This window comes from Candidatus Manganitrophus morganii (genome assembly GCA_021651055.1).
GTDB lineage: Bacteria > Nitrospirota > Nitrospiria > SBBL01 > Manganitrophaceae > Manganitrophus > Manganitrophus morganii.
Window position 1 is genome coordinate 1,159,499 of the sequence record JAJHOH010000001.1, and the last position, 14,611, is coordinate 1,174,109.

Sequence of the window (14,611 nt, forward strand, 5' to 3'; positions counted from 1 at the left end):
ATACGAGGATGGCGTCTCTCTGAAGCCATCGAGGCAATCCCAAAGGGATCATACCCAACAGAGGAACGGGGTAGAGCCATGATGAAAAAGAAGATCCTGGTCGTCAGCCAAGAGAACTATATTGGAGAGCTGCTTCGAGCCGAGTTGATGGAAGAGGGATACGAGGCCTCCCTCGCAGATACCAGCGAAAAAGCATTTTCTAAATATCGGCAAGACTTCCCGGACCTCGTGTTGATCGATACGGTCTTGTCGGACATCGACAGCGCCGATATCCTGCGGTGCTTTCGTGAAGGGAACGCCTCACCGCCGGTCGTGATCTGGTCGGCCTACGACACCAGCAGCGATGAAAACCTCTGGTGGGTCTCGGAGGCCTATGTCATGAACACCGCCAGCTTCTTTAAGATCAAAAAGAAGATCAGAGAGCTCTGCCCGTGCCATTAGGATGAGCCCCATTCTCATCGTACTGCGAAACCAAAGGAGGGAGGATGAACATCAAACAAGCGAAAATCTGTTTGGATTGCGACGAAATCTACGATCGAGAAAACCCTTTCTGCCCGATGTGCAGCGGCCGGGTTGGATGGCTGCTCAGGGATTGGATCGGCACCATCGGCAGGGAAAATCATGACAGATCATTTTCATATACAGATACAGAATCTTCATCGGATTACGGCTACATCAAAGCCTCTCTTTCTTATTAGCGCTTATTCGCGCCAAGGGGCAATTCGATAAAACAGGTGCAAGGCCGCACTTTAGACCTGCCGGATATGGCAGGAATGACACTTAACGAATCTTGATCATCCAGCGAAGGAGGGGAGAATGACTTGTAGGAAATGTGGAGGGTTGATGTACAAGGAAGTGATTTATACGCAACAAGGATCGCTTCTAGTGTTTCGTTGCATCCACTGCGGTGAAATCATCGACCCGCTGATCGTCACCAATCGGAGATAACCCCTTCAGAGAGCAACGGCCTGATCGGCCGTTTCTGCTCGAAGACCGAGAGATTTATCTCGATGAACACAAATATTGAATTAATAACTTACTTTTGATCGAGCAAGCCATGCTGACATCCTTTCCTGAGAAGCGGTCCAGACAGCAAAGATCGATCCGCGATTCGATCGCGCGGGCCTTCGTTCCCTGGCCTCCGTCGGAATCAAGATCCCTCTCCCGACGTCACGCCTCCAAAGGGAGGGTTTGGAAGGTCCTTCACTCTTTTATAAAGAAACCGACATTGAAAATAAATTGTATCCGTGCCCGGCCGACCGTCTCCACAAAACAAACGGATACATGATCTTGGAGAGACCCGTTCCGTGCCGAATCCACCTTGCGCGGAGCAGCCCCTTTCATCCGCGGCGAGAATTCGAGCGGCGCCGGCTTCGATCCGGCGCTCCCCTCGTCCGATCCATTCCCCTCCATTGAAGCTCCCCGCAGCAAGCTGCGAGGAATGCGACGCGCGTGCGTGTTCAACACGCCACATACGTTCCCTGTAGAGACGTCCCGGCGGGACGTCTCTACCGCCATTGATCTTGTCTTTCCTATTGGCCCACCGGCAACTTCCAGAATCGATCCGACGAAGCGCCCCCGTCCGGCCCTCTCTACAAGGTCTCCACCCATTTGTGTTAGAATGGAGTCACACCAAAATTTAAAGGTGAATTTATGGAAAATAAGGAAGATAAAGAGCTTTATTTTTATTTAAAGTTCACGCGCGAATATGAAGATCGCGTCTCCAAACTCCATCGCCAAGGTAAAATTTTGGGAGGGGTCTACTCGGGCAGAGGCCAGGAAGCGATCGTGGTCGGCGTCTGCTACGGATTGCGCCGGGAAGATATTATCTTTCCCCTGCATCGAGACATGGGGGCCTTTCTCGTCAAAGGGGTCGATCCCAATCGCCTCATGGCCCAGCTCTTCGGCAAGAAGACCGGACTTTCGAAGGGAAAAGATTCTTTTCTCCACGCCGGCGACCTGGAGCGGGGGGTTTTCGGGGCGACCAGCATGCTGGCCTCCACTCTCCCGGTGGCCACCGGCGCCGCGTTGAAATTTAAAATAAAAAAAGAGCCCCACGTTGCCATTGCTTTCTTCGGGGAGGGAGCCAGCAGCCGGGGCGACTTTCATGAAGCGCTCAACTTCGCGGGCATTCATAAATTGCCGGTCATCTATGTCTGTGAGAATAACTTCTACGCCTACTCCACCCCGCAGAACATGCAGATGGCGGTGGAAGATGTCGCCATCCGCGCCGAAGGCTACGGCTTTAAAGGAGCGGTTTGCAGCGGGAACGACCTCCATGCCGTCATGAAGACCGCTCATGCCGCCATCGAGCGGGCGCGCCAGGGGGAGGGACCCACGCTGATCGAATGCAAAACCTATCGCTATCACGGCCACAGCGAACATGACCAACCCTTCTATCGGCCCCAAGATGAATTGATCGAATGGGAAAGCCGCGATCCGATCCAGCGCTTCGAGATCTACCTCGAAAAGAAGGGGTATAACGTCGATCAGATGAAGGCAGACACCGAGAGAGAGGTCAAAGAGATTACCGACGAGGCGGTCCGATTCGCCGAAGAGAGCCCCTGGCCGGAGGGGAAAGAGGCGCTTGAGGATCTTTATGCAAATCCATTTTAAACACATGAGGCGCGAGGCGTGAAGCGTAAAAGATTTATCCTTTGATCTGACCCCTTACGCCTCACCCTTCACGCCTCCCGTTGCTTAGGTTTTAAAATGCCGACCACTTATATCAAAGCCATTCATGACGCGATGTTCGAGGAGATGAAGCGGGATGAAAATGTCTTCCTTTTGGGTGAAGATGTCGGAATCCTCGGCGGGGCGTTCAAAGCGACCGAAGGCTTGCTTCAGGAGTTCGGCCCGGAACGGGTGATCGACACGCCGATCGCCGAATCGCTCATTGTGGGCGCCGCCATCGGCGCGGCGGTCTCGGGAATGCGGCCGATCGCGGAGATGCAGTTCGCCGACTTTATTTCCTGTGCCTACGATCAGATTATCAACATGGCGGGAACCCTCCGGTACCGTCACGGCGGGCGCGCGCAGGTGCCGATGGTGATCCGGGGTCCTTCCGGAGCCGGGGTCCATGGCGGGCTTTTTCATTCTCAGAATCCCGAATCGTATTTCCTTCCCGTCCCCGGGCTGAAGATTGTCGCGCCGGCCACCGCCTACGATGCCAAAGGCCTTCTCAAGGCGGCGATCCGGGACAACGATCCGGTCCTTTTCTTCGAGCACAAATATCTCTACCGAAGAATCCAGGAAGAGCTTCCGGAAGAAGACTACATCGTCCCCCTCGGCAAAGCGGCGGTCCGCTGCGAAGGATCGGAGATGACCTTTATCACCTACAGCGCCATGGTCCATCCTTCACTCGCGGCGGCGGAGCGACTGGAGAAGGAGGATGGGCTCAGCGTGGAGGTGATCGACTTGAGATCGCTCCGGCCGCTCGATTGGGACACGGTTTTCCAATCGGTCCGGAAGACGAGCAAGGTCGTCATTATCCATGAAGACCGGCGGACCGGCGGCATCGGCGGAGAGATCTCCGCCCGGCTTTCCGAAGAGTGCTTCGATGCGCTCGACGGCCCGATCATGCGGGTGACGTCGGAAGACACCCATTATGCCTTCAGCCCCCCGCTGGAGGAGTTCATTCTGCCGAACGTCGACAAGATCGTCGCGAAGGCGAGGACGCTGGCGGCTTATTGATTTTCTGAAGAGTCGGGACAGGAATGTCCCTCCCACATATTCAGAGGGAAATATGTCTACCAAAGTGATCATGCCTCAAATGGGAGAAAGTGTTGTCGAAGGGAAGGTCGCGAAGTGGCTGGTCCGGGAAGGGGAACAGGTCGAGACCGACCAGCCGATCGCGGAGATCTCGACCGATAAGGTCGACGTGGAAATCCCCTCTCCCGGCGCCGGAACCCTAACCAAAATCTACGTCCCCGAGGGAGAGACCGTTTCGATCGGGGCCGAGCTCGCCGTCATCGGAGACGGGAAAGAGGCGGAGCGGGAAGCGGCCAAGCCTCCGGAAGTGCAACGTCCTCCCGCCACGACGCCGGGGCGTCCCCCGGAGACGGAACGCCCGCCGACGACGGCCGCATCGGCCCGTCCCGCCCCGCCGCCGACGGCGCCTTCTCCGGAAAAACCGGCGGTAAAGTCAGACAAAGACGAAGCGAAACGGGACGGCGGCGACATCGGACGGATCTCCCCGCTCGTCCGAAAGCTGGCCGAGGAGCATCAGGTCGATCTCTCGCAAGTGCAAGGAACCGGTCTCAGCGGACGAATCACCAAGCAAGATATTCTCCGCTATGTCGGGGAGGAGGAAACCCAGCCGGCGGAGAAACAGCGCGCACTCGCTTCTCCGGTCCCCTCTCGCCCATCTCACGAGGGAGCCAAACCGGCGGCGCCGCTCCCCGCCGAAACGCTCCAGTTCAAAGAGTTCAAGATCCCGCGGTACGAGCCGAAAGAGGGAGATCAGGTGATCCCTTTCTCCCGCCTCCGGAAGATGATCGCCGAGCATATGGTCTACAGCAAGCGGACCGCGCCGCATGTCGCCACCGTGGCGGAGGTCGACATGGCGAAAGTCGTCCGGCTGCGAAAAGAGAAGAAGGGGTCGATCAAAGAGCAGACCGGTCAGGAGCTGACCTATCTCCCCTTCCTCATCGCGGCCGCGGTCCAGGCGATCCGGGAGCACCCGACCCTGAATGCCGCCGTCGCGGACGACAGCCTCATCATCCGGAAAGAGATTCACATGGGAATCGCCGTGGAGACCGAGAAGGGATTGATGGTTCCGGTCATCCGGCGGGCCCACGAGATGTCGCTCGCCGGGCTCTCCCGGGCGGCGGCCGAGCTGGCGGAGAAGGCGCGCCGGGGAACGCTGAGTCCCGACGAGATCACCGGCGGATCGTTTACGATCTCAAACCCCGGGAGGGAAGGGAACTTATTTGGTACGCCCATCATTTTTCAACCCCAGGTCGGGATTCTCCGGATGGGGGAGATCGTCAAGCGGCCGGTGGTGATCGAGGTCGACGGAAACGAGTCGATCGCCGTCCGGCCGATGATGTATCTCGCCCTCTCCTATGACCACCGGGTGATCGACGGCGCCACCGGAAACGCCTTTCTTCACCGGGTGAAAGAGATTTTGGAGGAAGGGAAATTTACACTGTAGGGGCGTGATTCATCACGCCCTGATTTTTCGCATACCCGATTTCTTGCACAGATAGGGCGCAATGAATTGCGCCCCTACAAAATCAAAAATCATGGAGACCCGAATGCCGGAGCCGATCCTGCAAGTCCAACAGCTTAAGACCCACTTCTATCTGATGGAAGGGGTTGTTCCCGCCGTGGAAGAGGTGAGCTTCGATCTTCACCGGGGGGAAACCTTGGGATTGGTGGGAGAGAGCGGATCGGGAAAAAGCGTCACCGCCCTTTCGATTCTCCGGCTGGTTCCCGATCCGCCGGGGAAAATCGTCGGAGGGAAGATCCTCTTTGAAGGGAAAGACCTTCTGGCGCTTCCGGAAAAAGAGATGCGGAAGATCCGCGGGAATCGGATCTCGATGATCTTTCAAGAGCCGATGACCTCGCTCAATCCGGTCTTGACGATCGGCGAGCAGATCGCGGAAGGAATCGTTCTTCATGAAAACGTCGGGAAAAAAGAGGCGATGAACCAAGCGGTGGAGATGCTCCGCAAGGTGGAGATCCCCGCCCCCGAGCGGCGGGTTCGGGAGTACCCGCATCAGCTCTCCGGCGGAATGAGGCAGCGGGTGATGATCGCGATGGCGCTCGCCCTGCGCCCCTCCATTTTGATCGCCGACGAGCCGACGACCGCGCTCGATGTGACGATCCAGCGGCAGATCCTCGACCTCATCGGTAAATTGCAAGAGGAGATCGGGATGGCCGTCTTGCTAATCACCCATAATCTCGGTATCATCGCAGAGACGGCACAACGCGTGGTTGTGATGAAAGAAGGACGGGTGGTCGAGACCTCCGATGTCTTCTCACTCTTCGAAAAACCGCAGCATCCCTACACACGGCAGCTTCTGGCGGCGGTCCCCCGTCTGGGCGAAACAAAGAAATGGTCCAAAAAGAGAAAGGAATTTGCTTCAACGTAGGGGCGAATCGTGCTTGCACTGTTCCACCGTGTTTGCACTGTTCCACTATGTATTCGTCCTAGATCCGGGCGATCACAAGGATCGCCCCTACAAACCCCACAAAAAATATGCTGCTCGAAGTCAAAAGACTTAAAAAATATTTCCCGATCTACAAGGGGGGATTGTTCAAACGGCAGGAAGGGGTTCACCCCGCCGTGGATGGGGTCGATTTGGTCCTCCGGAAAGGGGAAACCGTCGGCCTGGTCGGCGAAAGCGGCTCGGGCAAGAGCACGCTGGCCCGATCGATCCTCCGTCTGATCGAGCCGACCGCGGGAGAAGTCTACTTCAACGGGACAAATCTCTTGACCCTCCCGAAGGAAGAGATGCGCCGGATGCGGCAGAAACTCCAGATCATTTTCCAAGATCCCTACGCCTCCCTCAATCCGAGGATGACCATCTTGGACATCGTCGCGGAACCGCTCGACATCCACTTCTCCATTTCACGGGAGGAGCGGCGGGAGCGGGTGTCGTCGATCCTCCAAAGGGTCGGGCTCGGGCCCTCCATTTTAAACCGCTACCCCCATGAATTCTCAGGGGGGCAGCGGCAGCGGATCGGGATCGCGCGGGCGATGATCCTCCACCCCGAGCTGGTGGTCGCGGATGAGCCGGTCTCCGCCCTCGACGTCTCGGTCCAGGCGCAGGTGATGGAGCTGCTCGCCGACCTTCAGGAGACCTTCGGCCTCTCTTATCTCTTCATCGCGCACGATCTCTCTTTGGTGGAGAGTTTCGCCGACCGGACCGCCGTCATGTATCTGGGGATCATCGTGGAGCTGGCCCCGAGCGAGGTCCTCTACAAACATCCCCTGCACCCTTACACCCGGGAGCTGCTCTCGGCCGTCCCGGTCCCCGATCCCCGCCTTCGGAAGAAACAAGAGCGGCCCGGCGCGCCGGGGACCCCCTTCAAATCCTATTGCGATCACCGCCAGGACGAATCGCCCCGATTGATTGAAGCGGGGCCGGAGCATTTTGTCGCGTGCCATCTAAGGACCGCCGAGATGAATCGGCGGTCGAGAGAGGGACTTCATTGATGATAGAAGAAAAGAACGATCGAATGGAAGGAGCATTATCCATGAAAGAGATCATCGGTAAAAGCGAGCCGATGATGGAAGTCTTCAAGATGATCCGGCTCGCCGCGGAAACCGATCTCTCCGTCATGATCATCGGAGAGAGCGGCACGGGGAAAGAATTGGCCGCGCGCGCCATTCACAATGCCAGCATCCGCCGAAAGGGCCCCTTTATTCCGGTGAATATCGGCGCGTTGACCCCCGATCTTGTCTCAAACGAGCTCTTCGGCCACGAGCGGGGGGCCTTCACCGGAGCGCATGCGCAGACCTCGGGCGCTTTCGAGCGCGCCGACGGCGGGACCCTCTTCCTCGATGAGATCGGGACGATGGATCAGAAAACGCAGGTCACCCTGCTGCGGGCGATCGAAGACAAAGCGTTCTACCGGGTGGGAGGAAAAGATCTGATCCACGTCGAAGTCCGGATTCTCTGCGCCACGAACGAAGATCTACAAGCGGCCGTTCAGAAAGAGACCTTCCGAAAGGACCTCTACTTCCGTCTGGAGGGGTTCATCATCCGCCTGCCGTCGCTCCAAGAACGGAAGGAAGATATCCCGCTCCTGGCCCGGGAGTTCCTGCGCGAGTACAACGAGAAGTATAAAAAAAGTATTACCGAGTTTTCTACGGAGGCGCTCGACCTCTTCGTCAATTATCCCTGGCCGGGAAATGTCCGCGAGCTGAAGAACGTCATCCAGCGCGCGGTGTTGCTGACCCCCCGAAACGTCATCATTCCCGAGTACCTTCCCCGGCGTTTCCAGTTAAAGAGCGTTCCCAACAATAAAATCGTCTTCGACGTGGGGACCTCTCTCGGAGACGCGGAGAAGACCCTCATCATCCGCACGCTGAAAGACCGGAAGGGGAACAAAACGGCGACGGCGAAGATTCTCGGGATCAGCCGCAGGTCGCTTTATAATAAGATCCAGCAGTTGAATATCAAAGTCTGAGACCTTCTCCGCTCTGAAACACCCTTCTCATTTTCATGCGTAAATTCTACACCATCCTTCTGCATGGAAAGCGGGGATGAGCAGTTATTTCACGACTCGTTCAAAAGGATCATCCTTCTTACCTTCGTTTATCTTTCCGCTCCCCTTAAAATAGATCGGAAACCCCTCTGCCGGAAGGGGTACGGATATTGCTTTTCCACAATCCCAATAGATTATTTGAGGAGAGGGGCCATGCATCAAAAAAATCTGATGGTGTTGGATCAGGGTTACGACGGGTTCGACCGGTTCACCTATCTCGGCGCAACCTATAATATCGTGCTTATTCACGAGGCGGCGGACGCCCTCTCTTTCATCAAGAGACTTCCGGTCGATGTCGTTCTTTTGAAAGATCAGATGTCGGGGATGGACGCCCTGGAGTTTTTGATGAATCTGCAAGACCTTCGGCCGTCGGCGACGGCGGTGGTCCTCTGCAGAGAGCGCGTCCCCCTCGCCTTTCCGGAGATGCCGAACGTCTGCTTTTTAAAAGAGCCGATCAGCAGCGGTGAGCTCTATCAGTTCCTGACGGAATTGGAATCCTCTCCCCGACATTCGCAGCGCACCCATTAAACGGCGCGGGCGGCGCGGCAAGGAAGAAGCGCAATGCCTGAAAGTGACCTTCTCCTTCCTCCGATTCAGTTCCCGATCCTCGGCAACAGCGGGGCGGTCGGATTATTCAGTCTGCTCCATATCGCCCTGGCCGGTCTCACGGCGGGGTTTATCGTCCTGGCTCCGGCGCTGGAATACCTCGGGATCAAAGACCCCTTCTACACCCGGCTCGGCCGGTCGCTGGTCCGGTTTGTCGCGGTGGTCTTTAGTGTCAGCGCCGTCTTCGCCGTCATTATGGTCGAGCTGTTCATCGGGCTTTTTCCGGTGTCGACGGTCTATATTTTTCAACGGTTCAAACCCGCCGTCTATATCGCGATCGGCGTATTTCTGCTTCACATCTGGTTTTTCTATACCTATTGGTATCGATGGGAAAAAACAAGGGCCAAAAGCATCCGGCGGCATATCGCACTCGGCGCCGCCGCCGCCGTGTTGATTCTGATGTGGGGCGCGCTCCTCGACGGCATCGGCTCTTCGATGTTGACGCCGGGCGAGGGGGACATGGGGGGCCCGGGGAGATCGGATTTTATCCGGCTCACCTTTCTGACGAACCCGACCTGGGCGCCGTTGGTGCTCCATCGATTTCTCGGCGTCCTGATCATTTCCTTCTATGCGATCGCCCTGTACGGCGGCTTGCAGCTGCTCTGGAGAAAACCCAAAGGGGAAGAAGAGGCCTATTATACGCGGGTCATGCACTTGGGGATGGTGATCGGAACCGGTCTGCTCCTGATTCAGCCGATCGCGGGGATGCTCTATTCGTTTCAGATCGGGCGGGCCAATCCGCGGGCCTACGAGCGGATTCTCTTCGAGCTGGAGTGGCTGCTGCGGATCCAGTTTCTCTTGATCGGACTTCTTTTCTACTTGAGCAACCAATTTTTTGCCCAGATCTCCTCCCATCCCCGGCGCTCCCGCGTTCTGATCGGAGCGCTCCTTCTGGCGGCTTTCTTCATGGTCCTCGCCGCGCAGCAGGTCTGGATCCGGCGGGGGCTGACCCTGGTTCTGATTCTGATGACCTTCTATCACCTCCGCCACGTTCCCCTCCGGGAAACGCCGCCGCACCCCCGGGGAGCGTGGCTGGCAATCTCGGTCGGCTTTTGCGCCGTGGCGACTTTTCTGGTGATGGGGGTGATTCGGGAGCAGGCCCGGCGGCCGTATACGGTGTATGGAGAGATCCATCTTGAAGATGAAAAACAACCGGCATCGGAGCTCGCACAACGATGAATCAGACAACGGAAGAGCCGATCGGACGGCGGCATTTCATGGAACGGGCAATCCTGGGCATCTTCGGCGCTTTGGGCCTGATGCTCTCGGCGCCGATCATCGGCTACATCCTCTCGCCGATTTTCCGCGTCCGGGAAGACCTCGCCCAATCGACGCGGTGGGCGCCGATCGCCTCCCTGGCGGAAATGGAGTCGATCGGAGATCTCCCCCGGATGTTTCAGGTCCCCTATTTTGTGAAAGAGGGATGGCGGACGCGGGAGACCTCGCGGCCGCTCTTCGCGGTGAAGAAAGGAGGAAAATTGGTCCTCTTCTCCTCTTTTTGCACCCATCTCGGCTGCCCGACCGGCTGGGACGAGGCGAAGCGGATGATTATCTGCCCCTGCCACGGCGGACTCTACAACAACTTCGGGGAGGTGATCGGCGGCCCCCCGCCCCGGAACCTGGCGGAGCTTGAATACAAGGTGGAGAACGGGCTGGTCTATCTGAAAGACCCGGCGAACGTTTACGAAGTCGGATGGAAAGATCCGAGGAAGCAGGTGTGAGTTGCGGATGAGACAATCGCTCCGGGATTGGTTCGACGAGCGGGTGGGGCTCGATATTTTCGAGCGGATGCTTCAGAAGCCGCTCCCGAAGCGGGGGGCCTGGTTTTATACGCTCGGGAGCGCCACCTTGTCTTTGATCACGATTCAGTTCGTCACCGGCGCCTTCTTGATGTTCTACTACGTCCCCGACGGGGAATACGCCGAGCAGTCGATCCGGTACATCACGGAGCAGGTGAGCTACGGCTGGTATCTGCGGAGCATGCACCGATGGTCGGCGAACCTTCTCTTCATCGTGATCGGACTTCACATGTTCCGCGTCTTCGTGAGCGGCGCGTTCAAGCGGCCGCGGGAGATGACATGGGTGATCGGGGCGTTGATCTTTTTGACGGTGATCGGCATCGGCTTGACCGGCGGGCTTTTGCCGTGGGACGACAACGCCCATTGGATCGGAACGGTCTTCGGGAACACCCTCTCCTACTTTCCCCTGGTCGGCCCCTTTCTTCGCAGCGCGCTCCTGGGGGGAGAACATGTCGGCACCCTCACGCTGACCCGGTTCTACGCCCTGCACGTTTGGGTTCTCCCGCTGGTCCTCGGAATTTTGATTACATTGCACCTCTACCTGATCCGGAAACACGGCCTCTTCGGGTCGGTCATCGAGTACCGCGATCAGATCGCGGCGCTGACGGCGAAGGGGGTCCCGCGGGAATCGATCATCGTGACGAAAATGACCCCCGACGAGACGGAGCCTTTTTATCCCGCCCAGGTTTTCCGGGACTCGATCGTCGCCTTCGGCCTGATCACCGCCGTTTCGCTTTTTTCGATTCTCTTCCCCTTCTCCCCTTACCGGGGCGAGGAGCCGCCGCCGACCGAGATCATTCCCCGGCCGGAGTGGTTTTTCTGGTCGGTGGACGAGTGGCTGATGTTCTTTCCGGGGCGGTTGATCCCGATCGGGCTGATTCTCGTCACCCTCTTTTTTCTTTTTCTCCCCCTCGTTCCCTTTGTCGAGCGCCACCCGGAGGTCAGCCCCATCCGAAGGCCGGTCCCGACGATCATCGGAACGTGGGTCTATCTTTTTATCATCGTCCTCGCCCTGATGGCGGGGGCGCGGATTTTTAATTACTGACGCAACAGGAGGATCGCGATGGAGGAGTCGTTGCTCGTAAGCCGATGGGCGATCGCGGTCACCGCGTCGCTTCACTCCCTCTTCGCCACCTTCATCGTCGGGGGGATGCTCTTGGGCGCCACGGCCGAATCGGTCGGGGTGCTCACCCGCGAGCCGCGCTACGAGCGGCTCTCCCATTCGATTGCCCGCACTCTGGTATTGATGAGCGCGACGGTGGCGTTTTTGGGGGTGGTCCTCGTTTTCTTGCTGACGATCCTCTGGCCGGCCTTCTGGACCCTTCTTTTTCGGATCATGTTCTGGCCGCTGATCTTCGAAGCATCGATGTTCTTGGGGGAGGCCGCCTGTCTCTATCCCTGGTATTACAGCTGGGGAAAGTGGCCGCGAAAAACCCATCTTTTTATCGCCTGGCTGGGGGCGACCTTCGGGGTGATCGCGATGGTGATGATCGACATCGTCGGCTCTTTCCTGCTGACCCCCGGCCCGGTCGAGCCGTTTCTCAAACGGGCCATCAACCCGACGATGGTCCAACTGACCCTTCATCGCTTCGCCGGAAATCTGTCGTGGTTCGGCTTCGGCATCGCCGCGCTTTCGGCCATCCGTTATTTGCGGACGAAAGATCCGGAGGAGCGGGCCTATCATGAATGGGTCGGCGCCTTTTCGGTGATTGTCGGGTTCGGATTTCTTCTTCTGATGCCGATCATCGGGTTTTCCTATTTGAAAGCGGTCCGCTTCGCCTCCGAGGGGGCGTTCAGCCGGCTGATGCTCGGCGAGAAATCGTGGATCTTCGTTCTCCAGGTCCTCTTGATCAACGTTCTCTTTATCGCCGGAACCTGGTACATGTTCCGGATGGCCTATTTTCGATACAAAGAAAACCCCCATTTCAAGCGGTACCGGCTGATCACCTTCATCGTGATGGGAATCGCGGCGATCGTTTTCGTGATGCCCTACCAGGTGCGCTACATCCCCTTCGCCGAGTATTTCACCTCGGCCGAGGTGAATCCCCTGGGAAAGATGCAACCGCATAAATACATTGCGATGGGGGTCCTAATCGGATTGGGAATCCTCAACTACGGCTTTTATCTCAGCGCCCTGCGCTTCAAGTCGGAGTGGGGAGGAGGAGGCCGTTTCCCCCAAGCGCTTCTGATCGTCCTCGGACTCTTTACGATCTTCTCGATGATCAACATGGGTTATGCCCGGGAGAACGCGCGATATCCCTATCTGATCTACGGCAAAATGACGATGGAAGATGAAAGAGAGATCGGCTTGGGAGGGGGCCGTTCGATGCGCGAAGCTCTCGACCGTCAAAGAAAGAGCCCCGACGATCGGAATGATCCGAACCCTCGGGGCTCTGAAGAAATGAGGAGACGCTGATTACCCGGCCGGCGGCTCCATCGGTCCCCCTTCCTCTTGCGGGGTCACCTCGACCGCGTTGAGGACCACGACCAGGTCGATCTGGTCCCCTTCTTCGATTTGATCCAGCTGGCCTCTCGCCCCTTCCTCGACGGTAAAGATATTCACCATCCCTTCCGGGGTCCGAACGGCAATCAATCCGGTCACCGGATCGATATCGAGCACTTCTCCCGAAACCGTTCCTCTCGTCGGGGTCATCGGCGTTCCGCCGGGGGCCATCCCTTCCTCAGATTCCATTCCCGGCTGCTCCGACTCCATCCCCGGATCGGGCTGTTGTTGATTCAAATCACGCCCCGGTTGACCCTGCTGCTCATCCGGCTGCGCCATTTGCGCAACGGTCGGAATCGGCCCCGTCGGAGCGAAGAGACCGATCATCATCAATCCAAGTAGCGCTAAAAACATTTTTTTCATCATCCATCTCTCCTTATCGATCACTGCAAACCCCGGGGCCGCGTTACCGCGGGCCGCCGGGGTTCGTTCAAAAAGATCATGCGCGTCGCCGATGATCGGAAAACAGCGACACTGATTATCGGGTCATCGGCGGCTGTTCCATCGATCCGCCTTGTGTTCCTTGTTGGGGGGTCGCGCGAAGGGTCATCACCAGATCGACCTGATCTCCTTTTTTGATCTGATTGAGCTGGCTTTTCGCCCCTTCCTCGACCGTGAATCGGTTGGTCACCCCTTCCTCCGTTTTAATCTCAATCGTCCCGGTCTGTTGATTGATACTGACGACCTCGCCGGAGAGTTTTCCCTCCGTGAGGGTCACCCCGCCGCCACCGGGAGCCGCCCCTCTTCCCTCTTCAAATTCCGGATCGGACGGTTGCTGTTGATTGAGATCCCGCTCCGATTGTTGCGGATCGGGTTGCGTCATTTGCCCATGAGACACGATCGGTCCCATGACGAGCATTCCTATCAATAATCCAAATAGGACGAAAAATCCTTTTTTCATCACAATACCTCCCTTACTTACAAGTAAAAAACCCGAACGGCCTTTCCTACCGACCGACGGGTCCGGCTAAAACAGTCGATACGGTTCGCTTTCTTGACGATCGGTCCGGGTCTGGCCTTGATTTCTGATCGGCGCGATCATTTCCGTCCGCAGACCGATAGGGGCCACCTCTTCCGAGAGCGTCCTCCCCTCTTGTCCAACAACCGGTTGACGCTCCGAAACGCTCCCGCGCTGCCGGGTCGCTCCGATCGCGCTTCGGCTCTCCTTCTGACCTTGCTGACCTTGCTTCTCTTGCTGCGCGTGCTGGACGTGAGCCAAGGCGGTAAGCGCCATGACCAAAAAGAAAGTGATGGCAAATAAAGTCCCAAAAGCGGGGAGATATTTCTTGATCATCCTCAACATTTTTCATCTCCATAGGATTCGCAATATACCGTGATCTGATTGAGCTTCGTCCAGAGGTGATATGCCTATTGATCTCCATCAGCAAGACAAGGTAGCAAGAAAAGTGCCTTTTTAAAGGAGAACGGAGCACTCCTACTTGATTAAAAATGAATCGATCCGGGCGCCCCAACTTCCCTTTGT

Annotated in this window: 16 protein-coding genes; 13 read left to right on the forward strand and 3 right to left on the reverse strand. The window is 57.3% G+C overall.

Translation table 11 applies throughout. From position 1 onward, the window contains the following. Positions 1-78 precede the first annotated feature (78 nt). The 13 genes from MCM46_05155 (at position 79) to MCM46_05215 (ending at position 13,041) form a co-directional block, all read left to right on the forward strand. Entirely contained in the window at positions 79-441 is a 363-nt protein-coding gene (locus MCM46_05155) for a response regulator (GenBank protein MCG3111195.1), read from the forward strand. Between the two features lie 44 nt (positions 442-485). Next, complete coding sequence (locus MCM46_05160) at positions 486-698, forward strand: hypothetical protein (GenBank protein ID MCG3111196.1); 213 nt, start codon at positions 486-488, stop codon at positions 696-698. 955 nt (positions 699-1,653) lie between these two features. Then, a complete protein-coding gene (locus MCM46_05165; protein ID MCG3111197.1) occupies positions 1,654-2,616 on the forward strand; it encodes a thiamine pyrophosphate-dependent dehydrogenase E1 component subunit alpha in 963 nt (320 codons plus the stop codon). Positions 2,617-2,712: 96 nt separating this feature from the next. Beyond that, positions 2,713-3,693: an alpha-ketoacid dehydrogenase subunit beta gene (locus MCM46_05170; GenBank protein ID MCG3111198.1), complete on the forward strand. Its 981-nt coding sequence runs from the start codon at positions 2,713-2,715 to the stop codon at positions 3,691-3,693. A gap of 52 nt (positions 3,694-3,745) precedes the next feature. After that, a complete protein-coding gene (sucB, locus tag MCM46_05175) occupies positions 3,746-5,155 on the forward strand; it encodes a 2-oxoglutarate dehydrogenase, E2 component, dihydrolipoamide succinyltransferase (protein ID MCG3111199.1) in 1,410 nt (469 codons plus the stop codon). Positions 5,156-5,258: 103 nt separating this feature from the next. Beyond that, complete coding sequence (locus MCM46_05180; protein ID MCG3111200.1) at positions 5,259-6,098, forward strand: ABC transporter ATP-binding protein; 840 nt, start codon at positions 5,259-5,261, stop codon at positions 6,096-6,098. 107 nt (positions 6,099-6,205) lie between these two features. Continuing rightward, positions 6,206-7,165, forward strand: coding sequence for an ATP-binding cassette domain-containing protein (locus MCM46_05185; protein ID MCG3111201.1), 960 nt, complete (start codon positions 6,206-6,208; stop codon positions 7,163-7,165). A gap of 41 nt (positions 7,166-7,206) precedes the next feature. Continuing rightward, a complete protein-coding gene (locus MCM46_05190) occupies positions 7,207-8,142 on the forward strand; it encodes a sigma-54 dependent transcriptional regulator (GenBank protein MCG3111202.1) in 936 nt (311 codons plus the stop codon). Between the two features lie 231 nt (positions 8,143-8,373). Beyond that, positions 8,374-8,748, forward strand: a complete 375-nt coding sequence (locus tag MCM46_05195) for a hypothetical protein (protein ID MCG3111203.1) — start codon at positions 8,374-8,376, stop codon at positions 8,746-8,748. Positions 8,749-8,781: 33 nt separating this feature from the next. Beyond that, entirely contained in the window at positions 8,782-10,005 is a 1,224-nt protein-coding gene (locus MCM46_05200) for a hypothetical protein (protein ID MCG3111204.1), read from the forward strand. After that, entirely contained in the window at positions 10,002-10,547 is a 546-nt protein-coding gene (locus MCM46_05205; protein ID MCG3111205.1) for a ubiquinol-cytochrome c reductase iron-sulfur subunit, read from the forward strand. Before MCM46_05200 ends, MCM46_05205 begins: the two co-directional genes overlap by 4 nt. A gap of 7 nt (positions 10,548-10,554) precedes the next feature. Further along, complete coding sequence (locus MCM46_05210; GenBank protein ID MCG3111206.1) at positions 10,555-11,670, forward strand: cytochrome b N-terminal domain-containing protein; 1,116 nt, start codon at positions 10,555-10,557, stop codon at positions 11,668-11,670. Positions 11,671-11,688: 18 nt separating this feature from the next. Then, on the forward strand, positions 11,689-13,041 hold the full coding sequence (locus tag MCM46_05215) for a cytochrome ubiquinol oxidase subunit I (protein ID MCG3111207.1): 1,353 nt from the start codon (positions 11,689-11,691) through the stop codon (positions 13,039-13,041). Here MCM46_05215 and MCM46_05220 read toward each other — a convergent pair whose 3' ends face one another. The 3 genes from MCM46_05220 to MCM46_05230 all read right to left on the reverse strand — a co-directional run bounded on the left by MCM46_05220 (position 13,042) and on the right by MCM46_05230 (position 14,431). Next, positions 13,042-13,494, reverse strand: coding sequence for a hypothetical protein (locus MCM46_05220; GenBank protein ID MCG3111208.1), 453 nt, complete (start codon positions 13,492-13,494; stop codon positions 13,042-13,044). 112 nt (positions 13,495-13,606) lie between these two features. Further along, complete coding sequence (locus MCM46_05225; GenBank protein ID MCG3111209.1) at positions 13,607-14,029, reverse strand: hypothetical protein; 423 nt, start codon at positions 14,027-14,029, stop codon at positions 13,607-13,609. Positions 14,030-14,095: 66 nt separating this feature from the next. Further along, entirely contained in the window at positions 14,096-14,431 is a 336-nt protein-coding gene (locus MCM46_05230; protein ID MCG3111210.1) for a hypothetical protein, read from the reverse strand. Positions 14,432-14,611: the final 180 nt, after the last annotated feature.